At 62.3% G+C, this 21,706-nt stretch carries 20 protein-coding genes and 2 pseudogenes; 4 read left to right on the forward strand and 18 right to left on the reverse strand.

Going from position 1 to position 21,706, the window contains the following annotated elements:
- Window positions 1-14: 14 nt before the first annotated feature.
- From X742_RS145610 to X742_RS145580, 7 genes are all read right to left on the reverse strand, one after another.
- Entirely contained in the window at window positions 15-1,031 is a 1,017-nt protein-coding gene (locus X742_RS145610; protein ID WP_023774248.1) for a LacI family DNA-binding transcriptional regulator, read from the reverse strand.
- 100 nt (window positions 1,032-1,131) lie between these two features.
- Window positions 1,132-2,061 (reverse strand): electron transfer flavoprotein subunit alpha/FixB family protein, encoded by a 930-nt coding sequence (locus X742_RS145605; protein ID WP_023774249.1) that lies wholly within the window; start codon window positions 2,059-2,061, stop codon window positions 1,132-1,134.
- Between the two features lie 25 nt (window positions 2,062-2,086).
- Window positions 2,087-2,836: an electron transfer flavoprotein subunit beta/FixA family protein gene (locus X742_RS145600; protein WP_023774250.1), complete on the reverse strand. Its 750-nt coding sequence runs from the start codon at window positions 2,834-2,836 to the stop codon at window positions 2,087-2,089.
- A 32-nt stretch (window positions 2,837-2,868) separates the two neighbouring features.
- Window positions 2,869-3,729 carry a sugar phosphate isomerase/epimerase family protein gene (locus X742_RS145595; protein WP_023774251.1) on the reverse strand — a complete coding sequence of 287 codons (861 nt, stop codon included), beginning with the start codon at window positions 3,727-3,729 and terminating at the stop codon, window positions 2,869-2,871.
- 9 nt (window positions 3,730-3,738) lie between these two features.
- Complete coding sequence (locus X742_RS145590; RefSeq protein ID WP_023774252.1) at window positions 3,739-4,887, reverse strand: dihydrodipicolinate synthase family protein; 1,149 nt, start codon at window positions 4,885-4,887, stop codon at window positions 3,739-3,741.
- A gap of 35 nt (window positions 4,888-4,922) precedes the next feature.
- Entirely contained in the window at window positions 4,923-5,780 is an 858-nt protein-coding gene (locus X742_RS145585) for a 3-ketoacyl-ACP reductase (protein WP_023774253.1), read from the reverse strand.
- The gene (locus X742_RS145580) at window positions 5,777-6,922 is read right to left on the reverse strand and encodes an acyl-CoA dehydrogenase family protein (RefSeq protein ID WP_031248282.1); all 1,146 of its coding nucleotides are present in this window, start codon (window positions 6,920-6,922) and stop codon (window positions 5,777-5,779) included. The genes X742_RS145585 and X742_RS145580 overlap by 4 nt, the downstream gene beginning before the upstream one ends.
- A 163-nt stretch (window positions 6,923-7,085) precedes the next feature.
- Here X742_RS145580 and X742_RS145575 point away from each other — a divergent pair, with 163 nt between their 5' ends.
- Together X742_RS145575 and X742_RS145570 are read left to right on the forward strand one after the other, a co-directional pair.
- Window positions 7,086-8,102, forward strand: coding sequence for an aldo/keto reductase (locus tag X742_RS145575; protein ID WP_023774255.1), 1,017 nt, complete (start codon window positions 7,086-7,088; stop codon window positions 8,100-8,102).
- Entirely contained in the window at window positions 8,099-8,569 is a 471-nt protein-coding gene (locus X742_RS145570; RefSeq protein ID WP_023774256.1) for a MaoC family dehydratase, read from the forward strand. The genes X742_RS145575 and X742_RS145570 overlap by 4 nt, the downstream gene beginning before the upstream one ends.
- A 30-nt stretch (window positions 8,570-8,599) precedes the next feature.
- Here X742_RS145570 and X742_RS145565 read toward each other — a convergent pair whose 3' ends face one another.
- The 3 genes from X742_RS145565 to X742_RS145555 all read right to left on the reverse strand — a co-directional run bounded on the left by X742_RS145565 (window position 8,600) and on the right by X742_RS145555 (window position 11,347).
- Window positions 8,600-8,911, reverse strand: coding sequence for a Dabb family protein (locus tag X742_RS145565; protein WP_023774257.1), 312 nt, complete (start codon window positions 8,909-8,911; stop codon window positions 8,600-8,602).
- Between the two features lie 73 nt (window positions 8,912-8,984).
- Window positions 8,985-9,755, reverse strand: a complete 771-nt coding sequence (locus X742_RS145560) for an enoyl-CoA hydratase/isomerase family protein (RefSeq protein ID WP_023774258.1) — start codon at window positions 9,753-9,755, stop codon at window positions 8,985-8,987.
- A complete protein-coding gene (locus X742_RS145555; RefSeq protein ID WP_023774259.1) occupies window positions 9,755-11,347 on the reverse strand; it encodes a CoA-transferase in 1,593 nt (530 codons plus the stop codon). The genes X742_RS145560 and X742_RS145555 overlap by 1 nt, the downstream gene beginning before the upstream one ends.
- A 208-nt stretch (window positions 11,348-11,555) precedes the next feature.
- Here X742_RS145555 and X742_RS145550 point away from each other — a divergent pair, with 208 nt between their 5' ends.
- Window positions 11,556-12,374, forward strand: coding sequence for an aldo/keto reductase (locus tag X742_RS145550; RefSeq protein ID WP_023774260.1), 819 nt, complete (start codon window positions 11,556-11,558; stop codon window positions 12,372-12,374).
- A gap of 115 nt (window positions 12,375-12,489) precedes the next feature.
- On the opposite strand, the gene X742_RS145545 is transcribed toward X742_RS145550, so the two are convergent.
- The 4 genes from X742_RS145545 to X742_RS1000000174190 form a co-directional block, all read right to left on the reverse strand.
- Window positions 12,490-14,100 carry a GMC family oxidoreductase N-terminal domain-containing protein gene (locus X742_RS145545; protein WP_023774261.1) on the reverse strand — a complete coding sequence of 537 codons (1,611 nt, stop codon included), beginning with the start codon at window positions 14,098-14,100 and terminating at the stop codon, window positions 12,490-12,492.
- Window positions 14,088-15,587 carry an aldehyde dehydrogenase family protein gene (locus X742_RS145540; protein ID WP_023774262.1) on the reverse strand — a complete coding sequence of 500 codons (1,500 nt, stop codon included), beginning with the start codon at window positions 15,585-15,587 and terminating at the stop codon, window positions 14,088-14,090. Before X742_RS145540 ends, X742_RS145545 begins: the two co-directional genes overlap by 13 nt.
- A gap of 86 nt (window positions 15,588-15,673) precedes the next feature.
- On the reverse strand, window positions 15,674-16,702 hold the full coding sequence (locus X742_RS145535; protein WP_031248284.1) for an alcohol dehydrogenase catalytic domain-containing protein: 1,029 nt from the start codon (window positions 16,700-16,702) through the stop codon (window positions 15,674-15,676).
- An 8-nt stretch (window positions 16,703-16,710) separates the two neighbouring features.
- On the reverse strand, window positions 16,711-16,923 hold the full coding sequence (locus tag X742_RS1000000174190) for a hypothetical protein (RefSeq protein ID WP_023774264.1): 213 nt from the start codon (window positions 16,921-16,923) through the stop codon (window positions 16,711-16,713).
- A 67-nt stretch (window positions 16,924-16,990) separates the two neighbouring features.
- Between X742_RS1000000174190 and X742_RS1000000172945 the strand changes: the two are divergent.
- Window positions 16,991-18,345, forward strand: a pseudogene (locus X742_RS1000000172945) (IS30 family transposase).
- Between the two features lie 58 nt (window positions 18,346-18,403).
- Here X742_RS1000000172945 and X742_RS0138000 read toward each other — a convergent pair.
- The 4 genes and pseudogenes from X742_RS0138000 to X742_RS145530 all read right to left on the reverse strand — a co-directional run.
- A pseudogene (locus tag X742_RS0138000) lies at window positions 18,404-19,252 on the reverse strand (ABC transporter permease); the annotation flags it as partial.
- A complete protein-coding gene (locus X742_RS1000000175930) occupies window positions 19,189-20,049 on the reverse strand; it encodes an ATP-binding cassette domain-containing protein (RefSeq protein ID WP_023774266.1) in 861 nt (286 codons plus the stop codon). The pseudogene X742_RS0138000 and the gene X742_RS1000000175930, both read right to left, overlap by 64 nt.
- A complete protein-coding gene (locus tag X742_RS1000000175935) occupies window positions 20,049-20,663 on the reverse strand; it encodes an ATP-binding cassette domain-containing protein (protein ID WP_023774267.1) in 615 nt (204 codons plus the stop codon). The genes X742_RS1000000175930 and X742_RS1000000175935 overlap by 1 nt, the downstream gene beginning before the upstream one ends.
- Window positions 20,664-20,670: 7 nt before the next feature.
- Window positions 20,671-21,636, reverse strand: a complete 966-nt coding sequence (locus X742_RS145530) for an ABC transporter permease (RefSeq protein WP_023774268.1) — start codon at window positions 21,634-21,636, stop codon at window positions 20,671-20,673.
- Window positions 21,637-21,706: the final 70 nt, after the last annotated feature.

Consider the following 21,706-nt stretch of genomic DNA (forward strand, 5'->3'; position numbering starts at 1 on the left):
TCTGATTGCCGATGTTACGCCCTCAGTTTGACAACAGACTCCCGGGCTATCAGCCGGGGCTCAATCAGCAGCCTTTCATGCTGACGTTTCGGGGTCTTCAGACGCCCAAGCATGAGCACCGCCGACTTCCGTCCAATATCGCGTGGAAACAACTCGACGGTCGTTAGCGGCGGTAACAGCGATGCCGATTGAGGGACGTTGTCGAACCCGACAACCGAATACGTCCGTCCCACCACCTTCCCTGTTGCGTGAATGGCGGTGTATGCGCCGAGAGCGACATAATCGTTGAAGCAAATTGCTGCATTGCAGTCGGGATGTGAGCTGAGAATGCGGTCAAACGTTTGTGATCCCGCCTCCCGCGTCGGTGCTGACGTGAAGATCATCTCGTCCGGAAAGATCACGCCAGACGCCGTCGTCGCCGCGCAGATGCCGTCCAAGCGGTCGCGCCATGTTTTGGTATGATCAAGCCCGCCGACGAAGGCAAAATGCCGGAGTCCTGCGCCCAGCAGGTGGCTCGCCGCGAGATAGCCAGCCTGCCAGTCGTTCAGCCCGACATAGTCGGCCTGTTTGTCTCCGATATCGCGGACGCAGACCACATAGGGCTTGCCATGCAACTGCACCGACTGCATCGCCGCCGCCTTGGTGCCGTTCACCGGACTTATCAACAGGCCAGCCACGCCCTGCGCCAGCATCGCATCGATTAGTGCCGCTTGCCGGTTTGGGTCGTCCTTGGCATTCGCGACAATTGTCAGATAGCCAGCCTCATAAGCGAACGCCTCAAAATCGCTGAGCAATTCGGCAAAGAAAGGGTTGGATATGTCGTGCACGATCGCGCCCAAAAGGTTCGACTGGCCGGTCCTCAGACGGGCCGCCGTATCGTTCCGGATGAACCCGATCTCGTCGGCGATTCTTTTCACGATCTCCTGCGTTTGCGCAGAGATGCGTCCCTTTCCCGTCAACGCATATGAAACAGCCGCCGTCGAGAGGCCGGCGGCCTTGGCAATGTCCTTGATGTTGGGTTTCTTCTTCAAACCTGGCTTCGTTCGAAATGGCACAGCCACCACGTTCCGCACAAACGACGCCGATTGTCCAGAGTTCTGGTTTACACTTGCACAAGACATCGATCGAATGTCAAAGCGCCTTTTGCAGTTCCGGCAAAATGACGAACAGGTCGCCGACAAGGCCGTAGTCGGCAGCCTGGAAAATCGGAGCCTCCTCGTCCTTGTTGATCGCGACGATGACCTTGGAATCCTTCATGCCGGCGAGGTGCTGAATGGCGCCGGAGATGCCGACCGCAATGTAGAGATCGGGAGCGACCACCTTGCCGGTCTGGCCGACCTGCCAGTCGTTCGGCGCGTAGCCGGCGTCGACGGCGGCGCGCGAGGCACCGACGGCGGCACCGAGCTTGTCGGCGACCGGCAGGATGACTTCCTGGAACTTCTCCGCCGAACCCAGCGCGCGGCCACCCGAGATGATGATCTTGGCCGAGGTCAGTTCTGGACGGTCGGTCTCCGACAGGTTCTTGTCCACAAATGACGATATACCCGGGTCGGCTGCCGCCGAGACAATCTCGACGGCAGCCGCGTTGCCTTGGGAGGCTGCTGGAAAGGAAGAGGTGCGCACCGTGATGACTTTCTTGGCGTCGGTCGACTGCACCGTCTGGATGGCGTTGCCGGCATAGATCGGCCGCTTAAACGTTTCGTGCGAAACCACTTCGATGATCTCCGACACCTGCGCGACGTCGAGCAGGGCCGCCACGCGCGGCGCGACGTTCTTGCCCGACGAGGTCGCCGGCGCGATGATCGTGTCATAGGAACCGGCGAGTGAAACGATCAGCGCCGCTAGCGGTTCGGCGAGACGTTCGGTGAGCTCGTCGGCCTCGGCCAAGAGCACCTTGCTGACGCCCTTGAGCTTGGCCGCGGCATCGGCCGCCGGCTTGGCGCCCTTGCCGGCCACCAGCACATGCACGTCCGAGCCGATCTGCAGCGCCGCCGACAGCGCCTTGGCGGTCTGGTCCGAAAGCGTCGCGTTGTCATGTTCGGCGATGAGGAGAATTGCCATTTTTATCTGTTCCTTTCCCGATCGCTTACAAGACGCCGGCTTCGTTCTTCAGCTTGTCAACCAGTTCGGCGATGCTCTTGACCTTGACGCCTGCCTTGCGGCCACTCGGTTCCTCGGTCTTGATGACCTTCAGCCGCGGCTTGACGTCGGCGCCGTAGTCGGCCGGGGTCTTCTCGTCGAGCTGCTTCTTCTTGGCCTTCATGATGTTGGGCAGCGAGGCATAGCGCGGCTGGTTGAGGCGAAGGTCGGCGGTGACGATCGCCGGCATCTTCAGTTCCACCGTCTGCAGGCCGCCGTCGACCTCGCGCGTCACCTTGGCCTTGTCGCCCTCGATCACCACCTTGGAGGCGAAGGTGCCCTGCGCCCAGCCGAGCAGAGCCGCCAGCATCTGGCCGGTCTGGTTGGAATCGTCGTCGATCGCCTGCTTGCCCAGGATGACGAGGCCGGGCTGCTCGGCGTCGACGACGCCCTTCAGCACCTTGGCGACGCCGAGCGGCTCGGTCTGCTCATCGGTCTTGACCACAATGGCGCGGTCGGCGCCCATGGCGAGCGCGGTGCGCAAGGTTTCCTGCGCCTGCTGCGGTCCGATCGACACGACGATGATCTCTTCCGCCTTGCCGGCTTCCTTCAGCCGGATCGCTTCTTCGACCGCGATCTCGTCGAACGGGTTCATCGCCATCTTCACGTTGGCGAGCTCAACCGCCGAACCGTCAGCCTTCACGCGAACCTTCACATTCGCATCCACAACCCGCTTCACGGGCACAAGGATCTTCATAGCTGCGCCTCCACTCGCGCTCGCTTCCGTTCTCAGCAAACTGTTCGAAAGCGCTCGACGCAGGCATCGAGCACATCGGCCGGATCGCGCTTCCACCAGTTGGCGGCAGAGAAAACTTCCACTTCGCACAAACCCTGGTAGCCGGCCGTTTCGACGGCGGTCCGGATCCTCTTTAGATCGGCGACGCCCTCACCCATCATACCGCGATCGACAAGAACGTCGCGCGTCTCGGACAGCCAATCACAGAGATGGTAGCCAAGGATCCGTCCGGCACCGGCACGTTCCAATTCGACGCCGAGAGTGGTGTCCCACCAGACATGGTAGATGTCTACAGCCACACCGACACTGGCGTGCCCAATGGCATCGCAGAGATCGACCGCGTCGCGCATGGTCACCAGGCAGGAGCGGTCACCGCCATAGACTGGGTGCAGAGGCTCGAGCGCCAGTTTCACCTTGTGTCTGGCTGCATAGGGGGCAGCCTCGGCGACGCGATCTGCGACACGCTTCAGACTTTCGAGAACGCCTAGCGTACCGGGCTCAACCCCGCCGGCCACGATGGTCAGGACTGGAGCTCCGAGTTCCGCCGCCATATCGATGGAGGCGCGGAAATCGTCCATGATCGCGGATCGTGTCGGTAGCGCCAGCGGACCCACGAGGAACGGCGCCCGGCAGAGGCCCGCCACGGCGAGCCCGGCTGCGCGGGCACGATCGCCGATCTCGACAGCCCGCCTGCCGATCTCGCGCCGCCAGAAGACGATGCCGCCGAACCCCCGCTCGGCACAGCTATCAATGACCCGCTCGACCGGCCAGCCGGCTCCGTGCCCGTCGACATTGTGGCCGAGCGTGGCCGTGTTGAGGGCCAATGCGGAATGATCGTTTGAAAAATCGCGCATCGGTTTGGTTCAGGCACCGTAGAGCGCCAGCAGCCGGCGCATCCGGTCCGCCGCCATGTCGGGATCGCGCAGCAGCCCGCAGTCATCGGCGAGCTTGAAGGCTTCGACGAAATAGGGCAGCGGGCGCTTCGCCTGGGCACCGCCGAGCATGACGAAATGATCCTGGAAGCCGTTGAGCCAGGCGAGAAAGACCACGCCGGTTTTGTAGTGTTGCGTCGGCGCCCGGAAGATCAGCCGCGCCAGCGGCACGGTGGGATCGAGCCTGTCGCGGAACGCCTTGACGTCGCCATCGCCAAGCTTTGCCACTGCATGGGCCGCCGCCGGCGCCAACGGGTCGAAAATGCCGAGCAGCGCATGCGAAAAACCGTGCTCGTCGCCGGCGATCAGCTCGGGATAGTTGAAGTCATCGCCCGTATACATCTTGACGCCCGCCGGCAGCCGGCGGCGCATCTGGATCTCCTTGTCCTTGTCGAGCAGCGAGATCTTGATGCCGTCGACCTTGCTTTCGTTCTCGGCGATGATGGCAAGCACCGTTTCCATCGCCTGATCGAAGCTATCCGTTCCCCAGTAGCCAGCGAGTGCCGGATCGAACATGTCGCCGAGCCAATGCAGGATCACTGGATTGTCGCATCGGCCAAGCACATCGCGATAGACCGACACATAGTCGTCCGGACCGGAGGCGACCGCCGTCAGCGCGCGACTCGCCATCAGGATCAGCCGCCCGCCAAGCGCCTGGATGGCCTCGACCTGTTCGAAATAGGCACGCCGCACATCGTCAAGCGAACGCGTGGCGGCGGGATCGAGATGATCGGTACCGCAACCATTGAATACCAGGGCTCCAGGAAGCTCTTGTCTGGTGCGACGGATCAGTTCGAGCGCGCCAGGCCAGTCGAGGCCCATGCCGCGCTGCGCCGTGTCCATCGCTTCCGCGATGCCCAAACCCATATCGGCAAGATAGCGCCGGAATGCCATGGTGGCCTCCCAGTCCACGGTGGCCAGCCCCATCGGATCATTGTCGGTGAATGGGTCGGCGACGACATGGGCGGCCGAAAAGACGACGCGTGCGGGACGCTCCGGGAGCCTGGCCACCGGAACGGTCTTTCCACTCAGGCGATAGTCGGAAAAGGCGCCCTTTGCATCGGGAAGACTGATCATCATCGGGTCGTCTCCTGTCTCACAAGGGTCTCGGGAGCTCAGAAACGCGGCACCAGCATCCCGGCATCGGCCGAGATGACATGACCGGTCGTATAGGGCAGCGCGCCCGACGCCAGGGTCGCCATGATGCGACCGACATCCTGCGGCTGCCCGAGCCTGCGGATCAGGGTCAGGCCTTCCTCATTGATCCGCCGCTGATAGGTCTGCGAGACGGGTCTGGTCATCGCTGTCTCGATCAAACCGGGCTGGATGTCGTAAACCGCGATGTTCTCGCGCCCGAGGCGCACGGCGAACACCTTGCTGATCATAGCGGAGGCGGCCTTGGAGACGCAGTACTCGGCGCGCGGCTCGGCCACCGCGGAGGCGTTGGACGACGACACGTTGATGAGGCTGTAGAAGCGGCCATCGTCGCGCGGGCGCGTCAGCAGCCGCCGGGCCCAGCGCTGGCCGAGGAAGAACTGCGCCTTNTAGAAGCGGCCATCGTCGCGCGGGCGCGTCAGCAGCCGCCGGGCCCAGCGCTGGCCGAGGAAGAACTGCGCCTTGGCGTTCACCGTTTGGCAGCGGTCATAGCTCGCTTCCGAAACGTCGAGCGGATCGCCACGATCCATCACCGACACACCGGCATTGTTGATCAAGGTCGACAGCGAGCCGATTGCATTCTCGGCCTGGTCGAGCAGCGTATCGTGTGATGAAAGATCGCCGACATCGCCAGCCACCCGGACCACCGGAACGCCAGTCGCGGCGACCGTCGCCTCGGCCTCGCGCAATTCGTCATCGTCGACCGGACCGTTGAGCGCGATGGCGAATCCGATCCTGGCCAGCTCAAGCGCGGCGGCAAGCCCGATGCCGCGGCTCGAACCGGTGATCAGGACCGCATGGCGCGGCGCTGCACTCATCCCCGCGCCCCGTGTTTCATCAGTTCACGCGCGATGATCATGCGCTGAATCTGGTTGGTGCCTTCGTATATCTGCGTGATTTTGGCGTCGCGATAGAGCCGCTCGACTTCGAAACCCCTGATATAGCCTGAGCCACCGAAGACCTGCACCGCATCCGCGGTGCGGGCAACGGCCATGTCGCCGGCGAAGCACTTGGCAATCGAGCAGGCCTTGGTCGCGTTCTCGCCGGCGTCGATCTTGGCGGCCGCACTTTGCACCAGAAGGCGCGCTGCCTCGATGTCCTTGGCCATGTCGGCCAAAAGCCACTGGACGCCTTGAAACTCGACGATGGCCTTGCCGAATTGTCTGCGCTGCTGTGCATAATCGACGGCCGCTTCCAATCCCGCCTGACCGATGCCCACCGCAAGCGAAGCAATGCCGACACGCCCTTTGTCGAGCACGCTCATCATCATGTGGAAGCCCTTGCCCTCCTCGCCGAGCAGGGTCTCTTCGCCAAGCATGACATCAGCGAAATTGAGCGCGCCGACCTGGCTGGCCCGCTGGCCCATCTTGTGCTCCTTCGGGCCGCGCTCGATGCCCTTGGCATGCAGGTCGACGATGAAGATGCTCATGCCGCGATGCCCGGCGGTTTTGTCGGTGCGGGCCAGCACGAACCCGACATCGGCGACCGGGGCGTTGTGGATCCAGATTTTTCCACCGTTCAGCCGCCAGCCGCCTCCATCACGCGTTGCCGTGGTGCGGATGCCGGAGACATCGGTGCCGGCTTCAGGCTCGGTGATGCAGTAGGCGACCTTGGTTTCGGCGCGCATCACCGAACCCAGCCATTGCTCGCGCTGGGACGGCGTGCCGTGGCGCACCAGCAGCGTGCTGATCAGTTCGACCAGACCGCACTGGTCGGCGACCGACGCGTACCCCCGCGACAGCTCTTCCATCACCAGCGCGTAGGTGAGCGTATCGAAACCAGGGCCACCCATCTCCTCGGGAACGCCGATGCCAAACAGGCCAAGCGCGCCCATCTGCTCGTAGATTTCCACCGGGTATCGTTCGTCACGATCGAGTGCCTCGGCCGCCGGTCTGATGACCTCGTCGGCAAACTGGCGGGCCATGTCCCGCACCTGGCGCTGGGTGTCTGTGATAAGCATCGCGTCCATCATTTGTAACTATCTAGTTACTCCTAACGCGGATGCGGCTTCCCCGTCAAGCGCGGAAAATCGAAGCGTCCAATCAACCTTCGCAACAACGACTTGCCCGGCGTATAAAGTTACGATAAAAAATAACCAGATGGTTACTAACGGGAGGAATTAGATGAAGCCTTCAGACAGGCGCAGGTTCGGCCGGGTCGATCTCGATGTCACGGCGTTCGCCTTCGGCACCGCGCCGATCGGGAACTTTCTTAGGGAAATCGACGAAACCACGGCCGATGTCATGGTCCAGCATGCCTGGAACGCCGGTGTCCGATTTTACGACACCGCCCCCATGTACGGCCACGGACTTTCAGAACTGCGCGTCGGCCATTCACTGCGTTGGAAGAACCGTTCGGATTTCGTACTCGCGTCGAAGGTCGGACGCTTGCTGAAGGCGAAGAAGCGATCCGAGATCGACTTTTCGCCATGGAAGAACGCCGCGGCCAACAAGATGATCTTCGACTATAGCTATGATGGAACGATGCGGTCGTTCGAGGATTCGCTTCAGCGCCTGGGGCTGGAGCATATCGACATGCTGTTCATCCATGACATCGATCGCTTTACGCGTGGCGACGCCCAGCCCGAAGTGTTCAGGCAAGCAATGGACGGCTGCTGGCGCGCGCTGGAAAAACTGCGCGGGGAAGGCCTGGTCAAGGCGATCGGCGTTGGGGTCAACGAGTGGGAGGTTTGCCTCGAAGCGCTCAGGCAACGCGACTTCGACTGCTTCCTGCTGGCAGGGCGGTATACGCTCCTGGAGCAGGATGCGCTCAACGAGTTCCTGCCGCTTTGCGAAGAGCGCAATGTCGCGGTGATCGTTGGCGGCGGCTTCAACTCCGGCATCCTGGCCACAGGCGCGGTCGACGGCGCCAAATATAATTACGCACCGGCGCCCTTGGCGGTCATGGACAAGGTCGCCAGGATCGAGGCCGTCTGCCGCGACCACAACGTGCCCCTCCCCGCAGCCGCACTGCAATTCGTCGTGGCCCACCCCGCAATTCCCTCCTTCTGCGCCGGCACACGAACGGTGGAGCAGTTGTCCCAGAACCTCGCTTGGTTCAGCCATCCAATCCCGACCGCGTTCTGGGCCGACCTAAAGCAGCGCAAGCTTATCCGGGAGGATGCCCCGGTGCCGACATGACAGCCGAGAGCGCGCCGAGCCGCCAGCTCACAGCCCGAGGCCTGTCCTATGGGGAGGTCGCCGTCGGCGATTGGTTCGAGACCGGTGCGGTGGCCGTCACAGAGCAGATGATCGACGCTTTCGCTGAGCTGACAGGCGATCGTTTCGAAATCCACCTGAGCACGGCTGGCGCGCAACGCCACGGCTTCCGGGCTCGCGTTGCGCATGGATTGCTGGTGCTGTCGCTGGTGGACGGATTGAAGAACCGGGCACAGGCCGGGTTTCGGGCGATCGCTTCGCTGGGCTGGGACTGGACGTTCGTGGCACCCGTCCTTGCCGGCGATGAGATACGCACACGCATTGTCGTTGCGAACAAACGGGAGACCCGGCACTTAGCGCGAGGGATCCTGGCGCTGCGCTTTGTCGTCACAAACCAGCGCGGCGAAACGGTCCAGTCCGGAGAGAACAAGCTGATGGTCTATCGCTAGGTCGCATCGCGCCGGTCAGTCGACCTATCATTAGAATCGAAGATCGACCACCGTCACGCCGTCAATGCCGCCTTCGGTGTGGGCCACGATTCGTGCACCGACCTCCTGATGCTTTTGGTCGCGAAGATATTCATCACGCGCATACTCATCTGCGAAGTCGACCCAGAATGCGTCGAGGTTGCCGCGGATCAGATCCGTTTCCACGCTGACATTCGGTCCGCCGTGAAACGCGACGATGCCCGGCAGATGGTCCTGCAAGCCGCGCAATTGCCCATAGAGCCCGGATTTGGTTTCGGCGCTCACATCGGCGCGAAAACGCAGCAGCACAAAATGGCGGATCATCGGAACTCGTCCCCCTGTCACGATATTTTCTAGGTCTCGGCCAGGCATTTGCCGCCCGGCAAATTGGCCGTCCTCAAAAACGCGCAGGCCGTTTATCGCGAAAGGCAGCCAATCCTTCCTGGAGGTCCTCCGATCGCGCCGCCGCAATGCCGGCAATCGCTTCGAGAACGCGTTCAGTTTCCTCACCTTCGGCGGCGTTGACGAGCATCTTTGTCAGTTCGGTCGCCAGCGGCGCGCGACCGCAGACCTGCGCGGCGATCTGTCGTGCCGCGACAATTCCCGCACCACTCTCCACGATATGATCGACGATGCCGAGACGAAGCGCTACGTCCGCATCGAAGACCTCGCCGAACAGCGCCATTCGCCGCACCAGTTGCGCGCCGAAACGGCGGGATGCGCGTTGCGTGCCCGACCAGCCCGGAATGATCCCGAGCCCGGTTTCCGGCAGCGCGATCCTGACATGCTGTTCGGCAATCCGCAGGTCCGCGCAAGCCGCCAATTCCAGTCCGCCGCCGAACACATCGCCGTTGAGGACGGCAATCACCGGCTGCCTAAGCCGGGCGACGGCCGCGAAGGCATCATGCCCTTCGCGCAGCCAGAAGCGACCGAAATCATCCGGCGCCTTGTCGCTCCAGGCCTGGATGTCGCCGCCCGCCGAAAAGGCCCTGTTGCCCGCGCCGGTCAGGATCACGACCCTGACCGCCGCATGGTGCTCGATGGTCCTGCAGGCTGCTGCAAGCCCCTCGATCATCGCCGCATCCAGCGCGTTGCGCTTTTCGGCACGGTCGAGCGTCACCACCGCGACACGGCTATCGATCTCAAGACCGATCCGGCTATCCGGCATCACTCGGCAGCCGCAGCGAGACGAAAATGGCCATCCATGCGATCGGGCATGAAAAGATGTCCCGACATCGGGCGAATGGTGTCGGCAACCGCCAGCGGAAACGCTGCCTGGGCAAGGATGTCCCGGTTCAGATCAATTCCAGGTGCGACCTCGGTCACCGTGACCTTGCCGTCGATCAGCCGAAGCACGCAGCGCTCGGTGACATAGGTCACATCCTGCCCCTGCGCTGTTGCGCGCTTTCCGGAAAAAGACACCTGCTCGACGGAGGGCACCAGCTTGGGCACCTTGCCTTCCTTGTCGATGGAGAGTTTTCCGTTGCTGACCGAGAGCTTTGCTCCGGCATTGAAATAGCCGCAAAAGACGATCTTCTTCGCCCGTGCGGTGATGTCCACGAAGCCGCCGGCGCCTGCGGTTACGTGCGGCCGCGCCGACAGTTTCGAGACATTGACCGATCCGTCGGCACCGATTTGCAGAAATGAGAGCAAGGACGCGTCGAAGCCCGCTGCCTGAAAATAGGTGAACTGGTGCGGTGAGGCGACGAACGCCTCGGCATTTGCCGAGCAGCCGAACTTGAAATCGAGCAGAGGAATACCGCCGACGGCGCCCTGCTCGATCACCCAGGTCACTTCGCCGTGGCGGCCCTCCTCAAGGAAGATACGCGGCACGTTGGCCGAAATGCCGAAGCCGATATTGACGACCCATCCCCGTTGCAGCTCCATCGCAACCCGGCGCGCCATCGTCTTGGCCGCATCGAAGGCTGGCAGCCGGAACGTATCGAGCGGCCTGAACAATTCGCCTGAAATGGCCGGATCGTAAGATGTCGCGGTGGTCTGCATCTGCTCGGGGTCCTCGACGATCATGTCGACCAGAACGCCCGGCACACGCACGTCATGCGGGCGCAGTGTGCCGGCCTGGGCGACGTTCTTGACCTGGGCAATCACCACCCCGCCACAATTGTGGGCGGCAAGCGCAAGCTCCATCGCGCCAAGATAGGCACCTTCATGCTCGAACGTCAGGTTGCCGCGTTCGTCGGCAGTCGTGGCTCGAATGATCGCGACATCCGGCTTGATCGACGGGAAATACAGCCACTCGTCGCCCTCGAATTCGATCTTGCGCACGATTGGCCGTGCCCGCGCGCGTGCGTTCATGGCGCAGCCGTCCAGGCTGGGATCGACAAATGTTTCGAGGCCGACCTTGGTTATAACGCCCGGCCGATGTCCGGCCGCTTCACGCAGGATGTCGAAGATGATGCCACTTGGGACGTTGTAGGCAGCGATCCGGTCTTCGCCGAGCATCTGCCAGATCAGCGGCGGCTCGGACGAGGACGGTCCCGACGGGTAGGACCCACCGATGATGGTGTCGATCATGCCGTCCTGCGCCAGATGGTCGATGCCTTTGGTGCCGAACATATCGCCTGCTGCGATCGGGTGGACCATCGTCAGTCCGGTCGGATGGCGCTCATCACGATAGCGCTCGCCAAGCGCCTTCAGCACCAGATCGGGACAGCACAGCCCGCTCGACGAATTGACAGCGACAATCGCGCCATCCATGACCGCCTTCGCCGCGTTTGCTGCACTTGTAACCTTGGACATGATCCGCCTGCCTGTGCTATATCAAGTAACTATTTAGTTATTATCATATCGTCAGACTTGGTCAAGATCGATATCCGCCGGTCGCGCAAGGCACGCAGCAAAATCGCCCCGAGGCCGGCACGCACGCGTCTTGCCAAAGGGATCAAAAATGGTACAAGTAACTATTCGGTTATTTATTGGAGGCGCTGACGATGCCGGAGACCAAGCCGTGAACATCTTTTTTCAGAAGACGCATCAGCGGGCTTTCGGCACGTTCCCGCTGCGCGATGACGCCTGCATGGCTGCGATCGCCATTGCGCTCAATGCCGGTTACCGGGCGTTCGACACTGCCCAGATGTACGGCAACGAAGCCGAGGTCGGAGAAGGCCTCGCCCAGACCGACCTGCCGCGCCAGGATCTATGCATCACCACAAAGGTCCACCCCGACAATTACGGCGAAGCTCTCTTCCTGACCTCCGTCGAAAAGAGCTTGAAGGATCTGCGGCTGGACTATGTCGATGCGCTGCTCCTGCACTGGCCGCCGCTCGACGGCGACCTTGCGTCCCCCCTAAGGCTGCTTCGGAGCGCGCAGGACAAGGGCCTAGCACGCCATATCGGCCTGTCGAATTTCACTGCCGTCATGATGCGCGATGCACGCGCCATCCTCGACGGCCCGATCGTCACCAATCAGGTCGAGTTCCACCCACTTCTCAACCAGGACATCCTACTTCGGGCGGCTAACGAGACCGGCATTCCGCTGTCGTCATTCACCTCCGTTGCCCGCGGCGAAGTCTTCAAATATCCGCAGTTCGCTGAAATCGGCAAAGCCTATGGCAAATCCGCCGGCCAGGTGGTGCTGCGCTGGATCCTGCAGAAAGGCGTTTCGGTGAACACCATGTCGACCAAGCCGGAGAATATCCGGTCGAATTTCGACATCATGGATTTCACGCTATCCAGCGTCGACATGGCGCGCATCGATGCACTCACCCATACGAACAAGCGCATCATAGGCTCTGATTTGGTGCCGTGGGCACCCGTCTGGGATTGATCGCGCCCCCGATTCCTTTGGACGTTCGACCGCTTCGCGCAGGGACGTCCACTGCCATGGCAGCTTCGGTAAGAAAGCGGCGACCTGGGCGGTCGTCACCAGATTTCCGGGGAACTTACCTGTTGCCGCGGATGAGGTCGGCTGCCCTTTCGCCAATCATGATTGTCGCGGCATTGGTGTTCGAGCCGACCAGGCTGGGCATGACCGACGAATCGCAGATGCGGATGTTTTCCATCCCCCGCACGCGAAGTTTCGGGTCCACCACTGCCATGGCATCGAGGCCCATCCTGCAGGTACAGGTCGGATGGTAGGATGTGCGGCCATAGCGGCGCGCATAGTCTTCATAATCCTTCTGCGTTTTAACATTGTCGCCCGGCAGATGCAGGCGCTCGATGTATTTCTGCAGCGAAGGCTGCTGGAAAATCTCGCGGCTGATGCGCACGCCTTCCGCCGAGATTTTCAGATCGTCGGGATCGGCAAGAAAGTTCGGATCGACGATCGGCTTGTCGGCAGGATCGGACGAGCGCAACCGGACAGTGCCACGGCTTTTCGGCCGCAGCGTATAGGAATTGAGCGTTATGCCGGAACCCGACGGGACGCTCGGAACGCCATCCTCGGCGCCAGCGCCAGCGAGGAAATGAAACTGTAGGTCAGGAATGGCGGACGATCGGTCACTATGCCAGAACGCGCCGCCCTCGACGACGTTTGACGTCACCGGCCCGCTCTTGAACAGCAGGTACTGGAGACCGGCCCAAACCATCCAATGAAGCTTGTTGTACTTGTCCAGACTGGTCGGGCCCTTCAGTTCCGCGACAATGTCGACGCCATAGTGATCGGTGAGGTTCTCGCCCACACCGGGCAAGTCATGGACCACCTCGATGCCGTGGTGCTTCAGGTGCGCCGCCGGGCCAACTCCCGACAGCATCATGATCTTTGGCGAGCCGATTGCCCCAGCAGTGACCAGCACCTCGCTGTCGGCGCGCGCAATTCGCGCCTCGCCGCCACGGCGGTACGCCACCCCGATCGCACGAACCCCCTTGAACAGGATACGGTCGACAAGGCATCCGGTCTCGACGGTCAAATTGGAGCGGCTCTCAGCTGGCTTGAGATAGCCGACCGCCGCGGAACAGCGACGCGCGTTCCTGGTGGTCGTCTGGTAGATGCCGGCGCCTTCCTGGGCCGTGCCGTTGAAATCAGGATTGTAGGGCATGCCAAATTCCTGGCACGCCTGCACGAAGGCGCGGGTCGTCGGCTGCGGGTCCGGGATGTTCGAAACGCCGAGCGGACCGTCAGTGCCGTGCATCTCGCCCGAAAACACGGTGTTGCCTTCCGAACGCAGGAAATAGGGCTGCACGTCGGAGAACGACCATGCCTCGGCCCCTTCGTCGCGCGCCCAGCGGTCGTAGTCGGCGGGATGACCGCGTGTATAAACCTCGGCGTTGATGGACGATCCACCGCCGATCACCTTGGCCTGGGCATAGGGAATCTCGCGCTGGTTGGCATGCTTCTGCGGCGCGGTCTTCAATCCCCAGGTCAAAGGGCCGGAGGTCATCTTGGCAAAGCCGACTGGCATGTGAATGTAAGGATTGGTGTCGCGGCCGCCGGCCTCAAGCAGAAGCACGCGTGCATCCGCATTTTCCGAGAGGCGCGCAGCCAGCACGCAGCCCGCCGAGCCGCCGCCAACGATCACGAAGTCGTATCCGCGTTCGCTTGTCACGACACCCAAGGCTCACGCTTGCCGAGTTCGATGTGCACGGACTTGATCTGGGTGTATTCCTCGACACCGTATATCCCGGCTTCGCGACCCCAGCCGGACTGTTTGAAGCCACCAAGCGGCAATTCCGGTCCGCCGGCAAGCGTCGTGTTAACCCAGAAGCGCCCCGCGCGCACGCGCCGCGTCACCGTCAGCGCCTTGTCTATGTTCTTGGTCCACACGCTGGCCGCCAGCCCGTAGACGGTGTCGTTGGCGATGGCAATCGCCTCCTCGACCGTATCGAACGGCATGATGCTGAGCACCGGCCCGAAGATTTCGTCGCGCGCGATCGCCATGTCGCCGGTAACATCGCCGAACAGAGTCGGCGCGATGTAATGGCCGCGGCCGAAGTCAAGCTGATCGCCACCGCAGACCAGCCTTGCGCCCTCCGCCCTGCCCTTGGCGATATAGGTCATGATGGTGTCGTTCTGCGCGGCCGTGGTGATGGCGCCGACCTGTGTTTCCGGATCGAGCGGGTCGCCGACCTTTACCTTGGCGAATTTCGCCGCGACCATCTCTTCGAACGCGCGCGCCACCGAGCGCTCGACGATGAGCCGACTGCCGCTGACGCAGCACTGGCCGGTGTTGAAGCCGATGCCGAAGGCGACGCCATCGGCGGCATCCTCGAGATCGGCGTCGGCAAAGACGATCTGCGGATTCTTGCCGCCGAGTTCCAGACCGAGTTTCTTGAAGTTTCCGGTGGCCGCCTGGACGCAGCGCCGGCCAACCGAGGTCGAGCCCGTGAATGACAGCATGTCGATGTCCATATGCTCCGTCATCGCCTGGCCGATCGTGCTGCCCGACCCGGTGACCACATTGTAACAGCCCGCCGGCAGGCCGGCTTCCGCCAACACTTCGGCGAGGATCAGCGTCGTCGCCGAGGTTACTTCGGATGGCTTGGCGACGATGGTGCAGCCGGCTGCAAGAATGAACGGCACGCGCTCGCACAGGATGAGGAAGGGAAAATTCCAGGGCGTGATCAGACCGACAACCCCAATAGGCTCCCGCGTGACCAGCCCAAACAGGCGGTCGCCCAGATTGTTGAAAGCATCGCCATGCAGTGCGCGGGCGGCACCTGCCGCGTATTCGAAGATGCCGGCGCAACCGTCGACCTCGGCGCGGGCCTGGCTGATCGGTTTGCCATTCTCCAGCGTTTCCCAAAGGGCGATCTCCTCGGCGCGCCGCCGAATGATCTGCGCGGCCCGTAGCAGCACGCTCGCCCGTTCAACCGAGGGGATGCGCGACCAGCGCCCGTCCTCGAAGGCCCGCCGCGCCGCGGCAACCGCCAGATCGAGATCATCCCTGGTGCATTTCGGGATGCGGGTGACCGCAACGCTATGCCCTGGGCTCTGCCGCTCGAAATATGGACGCGACCCTGCCTCCACGACTTTGCCGTCGACGAAGAAACCGAACGTCCGTGGCTCAGGAGGCAGCAAAGAATTGGCGGGTCGATTTTCCATGGTTTTGTCCTCCGGTCGTCGCCGCGATCACACTATAAGTAACTATTTGGTTATTTCAAGCGTCGCCGCCGTGCGCTCCCTGCCGCTCAGATCGCGATTTGCGTCTTGAGAACATCCGGCCGGTCCTTCAGCGTCTCGAACGCCTCCTGGATCGCACTGAGTTCGTAGGTGGCGCCCACGAAAGGCGCGACATCGAACCGACCATGCAGCAGCAGGGTCAAGGCGTCGTGCATGTCCACTCCCATGCCTGCAACCGATCCCTTGACCGAGTTTTCCTTGAGCACGGTGTCGAGCAGCGCGAGCGGAATGCTGTCACCAGGACCAGTTATGCCGAAAGCGGCAACGTGGCCGCCAGGTCGAATAAGGTCAAAGGCTTGAGCGTAGAGTTGCGGCAGTCCGACGCTTTCGATGACGATGTCTGCACCACGTCCGCCGGTCATGGCGAGCACGGTCTCCTTGACCCGGGAGGGATCGCTCACAACGGCGTCGGCGCCTGCCTCCACGGCGAGCCGAGCACGCTCCGGAGAAAGTTCAACCACGATGATTGGCGCAGCTCCGACCAGCCGCATCATCTGGATGTGAAGGTTGCCTATCGGCCCGGCGCCGAGAATAACGACGGACTGGCCAAATCGCACATCGGCCTTGCGCGCTGCGCGCACGACGCAGGCGACCGGCTCGGTCAGCGCCAGCATGGACGGCGCAGCATCGTCGGGCGCAGGAATGACCAGACGACCTGGTATCGAGACATATTGCGCGAACGCACCGTCGCGCGAGATGCCGACCTGGCGAACCTCGGCGCAGTTGAGCACCTCGTTCCTGCGGCAGTAGTAACATCCGCCGCAGCCAATATTGATGTCGGCCACCACCCGCTGGCCGAGGACAAATGGGCCTGCCCTGTCGCCCATCCGGCTGATCGTGCCGGTGAATTCGTGGCCAGGGACGATGGGTAGCCGCTCAGTGGCATAATGGCCATTGAACATGTGGATGTCGGTGCCGCAGATCCCACAGCGATCGACCTTGATGAGGACATCATCTGGTCCACAAACCGGGACAGGCAGTTCCCTGATCTCGAAGCGTCGCGGCGCGACCAGGACCGCCGCCGTCATAGTTGCCATGGTCGATCCTACTTCACGATGCGCATTTTGGAACGGTCGATCGTCAGCGCGATCGCGGCAATCAGCACGATGCCGAAGACGATCTGCTGGCTCGTCGCCGGAACCCCGAAATACAGCATGCTGGCGCGCACGACCGCCACGATCAACACACCGACCAAGGTGTTCAGGGCGGATTCAAGCGGTCGTCGCAACACTCTGAAGTTGGAGGTTGCGATGAGCATTCGAAAGCGGCGATCGGCANGGGCGGATTCAAGCGGTCGTCGCAACACTCTGAAGTTGGAGGTTGCGATGAGCATTCGAAAGCGGCGATCGGCACGGTCTGGACGAGCGCCATTGCCTTCACCAGGACGGCCGCCTGTGGCGGGGCGCGATGAACAGATTAGATTCTGGCGGGCGATCGCCGCGGGGCTGGGCAGCGAAGATGCTGCGCTCGAAGCCGGAGTGTCGCAGCCTGTAGGAACCAGATGGTTCCGAAAGGCGGGCGGTATGCCACCAGCGATGTTCAGATCCTCGGCGAAGCCGCTCTCTGGGCGGTACCTGTCATTGGTGGAGCGCGAAGAGATCGCACTTCTCAGGGTACAGGGCCATTCCATGCAGGAGATTGGGCGCCGGCTCGGTCGGTCCGCCTCGACAATTTCCCGTGAACTGCGGCGCAACGCGGCCACCCGCAGCGGCGGGTTGGAGTATCGGGCGACGACTGCTCAGTGGCATGCGGATCGATCGGCCCGTCGGCCCAAGCCGACCAAGCTTGCGTTCAACGCAACCTTGCGCACTTATGTGGAGGAGAGACTTGCTGGCGTTGTCGTGGCCCCGAGCGGCGCTCTCGTTCATGGTCCCACCGTTACGTGGAAGGGCCGCCGGCATGGCCCGCGAAAGGATCGGCGATGGGCCAGGGCCTGGAGCCCGGAGCAGATTGCCCGACGCTTGCCGATCGACTTCCCGGACGACAAGACGATGCGCATCAGCCACGAAGCCATCTATCAGGCCCTCTTCGTTCAAGGCCGTGGAGTGCTGCGCCGCGAGCTGACGGCCTGCTTGCGAACAGGACGTGTATTACGGGTCCCCAGGGCGCGCGTACGTAGGCGAGGCAAGGGCTTTGTCTCACCGGAGATCATGATCAGTCAGCGTCCCGCCGAAGCGGCCGATCGAGCGGTGCCGGGACATTGGGAGGGAGACCTCATCCTCGGTCTTGGCAGCTCGGCGATCGGCACGTTGGTCGAGCGCACGACGCGCTTCACGATGCTACTGCATCTTCCCCGGCTCGTGGGGCATGGCGAAGCTCCGCGCACGAAGAACGGACCTGCGCTCGCGGGACATGGAGCTGAGGCCGTGCGTGACGCGATTACGCGCACCATCATCACCTTGCCCGAAGAGCTACGCCGTTCGCTGACCTGGGATCAGGGAGCCGAAATGGCCCAGCACGATCGTCTCACGATCGATGCGGGTGTGCGGGTCTACTTCTGCGATCCGCAAAGCCCATGGCAGCGCGGCACCAACGAGAACACCAATGGGCTGCTGCGTCAGTACTTCCCGAAAGGCACCGACCTGAGCATTCACAGCGCCGACGAGATCGCCGCCGTGGCAGCGGCCCTCAATGCNGTTGGAAAACGCCGGCAGAAGCGCTTGACGAGTTGTTGCCATGAGTGAACACAATCGGTGTTGCGACGATCGCTTGAATCCGCCCAGCACACCGCCGACGCCGCCGGTCAGCGGGGTGCCACCGACCAGGACGGCGACGATCGCCGGCAGCAGAAAACCTTCGGCAAGCGTCGGCGAACCGCCAGAAAGCTTGACGGAAAAGAGCAGCCCGGCAATCGCGGCGAGCATGCCGGAGAAGGCAAAAGCCAGGATCTTGTAGCGCTCGACCTTTAGGCCGGAAGCGACGGCGGCAGGCTCGCCGGCGCCGATCGCCTTTAGGGCACGCCCCGTCGTGGTGCGGTTCTGCAGGAACCAGGCGAGCACGACCAGAACCAGAGCCAGGATCAGTTCATGGGGCACGCCACTCCATCCGCTGCCGACCATCCAGCCGAAGGCGCGGTCGCGTTCGCCGGCATCCATGTAGAGCGCGCGCTGGCTGGAAGCATATTGCCCGACGGACAACGCCAGGCCCCCTACCGCGAGCGTGGCAATGAAGGACGGCACTTTGAGCCGTGTTGTCACAAAGCCGGAAAGGGCGCCGAACGCCAACCCCGCCAGGATGACGAGCACACCGCTGAACACGCCGAACATTGGCAGCGATATGGTCGCGAGCACGGTCGTCATGTTCGCCACCGACTGGGCGGAAAGATCGATGCCGCCGATATAGATGACGAGCGTCATGCCAAGCGCCATGATGAACAGCGGCACGATGTCTCCGGCGAGCTCGATCAGGTTTTGCGGCCGCAGGAAACTCGGGTGGATGATACCGACGATGAGCACCAGAACCACCAGCGTGATCCACGGAAAGTGTCGCTTGAGGCGACCAAATGACATTGCGCGCTCCTGGGTCATGTCATGTAGTGGATGAGATCGTAGAGAGACGGCTTGCCACCGGGTGGGCTGTCGTACCATTTGCGGATCTCGCCATCCCTGATGACGGCAATGGTGTGGCTGAGGCCGATTGCCTCCTCGAGCGTATCTGCGACCAGGATGATGCCGACGCCGGCACCGCACATGTCGCGCACCATATCGTAGACGTCCTCCTTGGCGCCGATGTCCAGGCCGCGCGTCGGATGGTCGAGAAGGATGATGTCGGACCCGCCGCTCCGCCACTTGGCGAGCACCACCTTCTGCTGATTGCCGCCAGAGAGGTTGGCGCAATCGACATTCTCTGAAGATGCCTTGATCGAAAGCCGCTTGATCCAGTCGCGGGCAAGCTCCCTCTCCCTGGCGATCTCCAACACGCCTGCATTCGAATAGTTGCGCATCTGCGACAGCGTGATGTTCTCGTAGACGGTCATGCCACCGACCATGCCCTCGACCTTGCGCTCGCGCGGCACATAGCCGACACCGCACTCCACCCCGTGCGCGGCACTGAAGGTCTCGACCCGCCTGCCCTTGATGGTGACGTGGCCGAGATGCGGCTTCTGCAGGCCGAAGATGGTGCGCAAGATCGCTTCGCGCCCCGAACCCTCGACACCGACCAGACAGAGAACCTCGCCTGCATGCAGCTTGAGCGAAATGTCCTTGTAGCGACCGGCAAGGCTGATCGCATCGACTTCGAGCAGAGCCTTTGCGGCATCGAAGGGCTTCTGTTTCTCCTCGCGGTAATATTCCTTGCTGATGTTGCGCCCGACCATCTTGTGCTGGATCGACGCGACGTCAGCATCCTTGCCATCGACGACGTCGACCACGGCGCCGTCCTTCATCACATAGATGCGGTCAGATAGCTCGATGACCTCGTCCAGCCGATGCGAGACGAAGATGAATGAGGCGCGGTTGCGCAGGTCCCTGACGAGGCTGAACAGAAGTTCGATTTCCTCCTTGNGACGAGATCGCCCTGCACACGCTCTTCCAGTGTCAGCACCTTGGCGAGCTCCACCAGCTGGCGCTGTGCGAAGGACAATTTCGAGGTGACCGTTGCCGGATCGATCGAAAGCTTGACCTTGTCGAGCTGCTGACGCGCCGCCGTCGCCATTTTCTTCCAGTTGACGACGCCCAGGCGCACGAACTGCTGCTCGAACCCGAGGAAGATGTTTTCCATGACGGTCAGGTTAGGGATCAGCGACTGCTCCTGGAACACCATGCCGACGCCCATATCCATGGCCTGGCGCGGGTTGTGGAAGCGCACCGCCCGTCCATCCACGAGCACCTGCCCACCATCATGCTGATAGGCGCCGTAGATTACTTTCATCAGCGTCGATTTGCCGGCACCGTTCTCGCCGACAAGGCCGACGATCTCGCCGCGCTTGATGGTGAAGTCGATGCTTTTCAGCGCGTGCACGCCGGGGAATTTCTTCTCGACTTTCTGAAGCTCGAACATTGGCGCGTCACTTCACGAAAGACAGAAAGCGACGGTCGGTCGACAGATAGACCGCGATGATGACCAGCAGGCCGAGCACACCGTCCTGGATGTAGCTTGGCAATCCCATGACCACCATGCCGTTGCCGATGACATTGACGATGAGGACACCGACGAGTGTGTTCCAAACGCCGCCGGCGCCTCCCCAAAGCGCGGTGCCGCCCACCACGACTGACGTGATGGAGACGAACATCAGGTTGCGTCCGGTAACTGTCTCGGCAATGCCGATCTGCGCCACAGCCAGCATCGCGCCGAGTGCGTAGAAAACCCCGGCAATGGCGAAGCCGATGACGCGCACCCTGGCCACGTTCAGGCCGGATGCGTGGGCGAGGTCCTCGCCGCCACCGACGGCATAGAAATTGCGTCCGATCTTGGTGCGCCCCTGGATAAAGCCGGCAATGGCCAGCGCCGCCAGCGCGACATAGACCATTAGCGGAAAGCCACCCAGCCGATAGGTAAGCAGCGAGCGAAAGAGCGGATCTTCGACGCGGATCCTGTCGCCGCCGGTAATCAGCAGTGACAGGCCGATGCCGACGAAGCCCATCGACAGGCTCGCCATGAAGGAGGGTATTTTCAGACCGACATGCACCAGCCCATTGATCAGGCCGAACAGGGCTCCAACGAACAGCGCCCCAACGATCGCCAGCCATCCCCATCCTGCCAGGCTTCCGCCCAATGCCGTGAACATTGTCGCGAACAGCACGGCGCAGACGGCCACGGCCCCTTCCATGGAGAGGTCGATCGATCCCATGAGGATGATGAAGGTCACGCCGACGCCGATCATCAGCGACGGCGTCGACAGAATGGAAATGCGCGCGAAATTGCGCATGGAGAGGAAGTTCGGATTGGCGAGCGAGAAAAACAGGACGAGCGCAAGCAGCACCAGAAGCGGTGCCCATTTCTGCAGATTGTCCCTGGTCAAGAAATTGTCCACGCACGTCTCCCGCAGGCAAGGGACGGTGAAACGGATCGCCGTCGCAAGCAAATGGCAGGCCGCCGGATCG

It is taken from the genome of Mesorhizobium sp. LNHC229A00 (assembly GCF_000502415.1).
Taxonomy (GTDB): domain Bacteria; phylum Pseudomonadota; class Alphaproteobacteria; order Rhizobiales; family Rhizobiaceae; genus Mesorhizobium.

What these genes read in the sequence shown, in the direction of transcription:
- X742_RS145605 (WP_023774249.1), bottom strand. Translation starts at nt 2,061, where the DNA reads ATGGCAATTCTCCTCATCGCCGAACATGACAACGCGACGCTTTCGGAC.
- X742_RS145600 (WP_023774250.1), bottom strand. Translation starts at nt 2,836, where the DNA reads ATGAAGATCCTTGTGCCCGTGAAGCGGGTTGTGGATGCGAATGTGAAG.
- X742_RS145595 (WP_023774251.1), bottom strand. Translation starts at nt 3,729, where the DNA reads ATGCGCGATTTTTCAAACGATCATTCCGCATTGGCCCTCAACACGGCC.
- X742_RS145590 (WP_023774252.1), bottom strand. Translation starts at nt 4,887, where the DNA reads ATGATGATCAGTCTTCCCGATGCAAAGGGCGCCTTTTCCGACTATCGC.
- X742_RS145580 (WP_031248282.1), bottom strand. Translation starts at nt 6,922, where the DNA reads ATGCTTATCACAGACACCCAGCGCCAGGTGCGGGACATGGCCCGCCAG.
- X742_RS145575 (WP_023774255.1), top strand. Translation starts at nt 7,086, where the DNA reads ATGAAGCCTTCAGACAGGCGCAGGTTCGGCCGGGTCGATCTCGATGTC.
- X742_RS145570 (WP_023774256.1), top strand. Translation starts at nt 8,099, where the DNA reads ATGACAGCCGAGAGCGCGCCGAGCCGCCAGCTCACAGCCCGAGGCCTG.
- X742_RS145565 (WP_023774257.1), bottom strand. Translation starts at nt 8,911, where the DNA reads ATGATCCGCCATTTTGTGCTGCTGCGTTTTCGCGCCGATGTGAGCGCC.
- X742_RS145560 (WP_023774258.1), bottom strand. Translation starts at nt 9,755, where the DNA reads ATGCCGGATAGCCGGATCGGTCTTGAGATCGATAGCCGTGTCGCGGTG.
- X742_RS145555 (WP_023774259.1), bottom strand. Translation starts at nt 11,347, where the DNA reads ATGTCCAAGGTTACAAGTGCAGCAAACGCGGCGAAGGCGGTCATGGAT.
- X742_RS145540 (WP_023774262.1), bottom strand. Translation starts at nt 15,587, where the DNA reads ATGGAAAATCGACCCGCCAATTCTTTGCTGCCTCCTGAGCCACGGACG.
- X742_RS145535 (WP_031248284.1), bottom strand. Translation starts at nt 16,702, where the DNA reads ATGGCAACTATGACGGCGGCGGTCCTGGTCGCGCCGCGACGCTTCGAG.
- X742_RS1000000174190 (WP_023774264.1), bottom strand. Translation starts at nt 16,923, where the DNA reads ATGCTCATCGCAACCTCCAACTTCAGAGTGTTGCGACGACCGCTTGAA.
- X742_RS1000000175930 (WP_023774266.1), bottom strand. Translation starts at nt 20,049, where the DNA reads ATGAAGGACGGCGCCGTGGTCGACGTCGTCGATGGCAAGGATGCTGAC.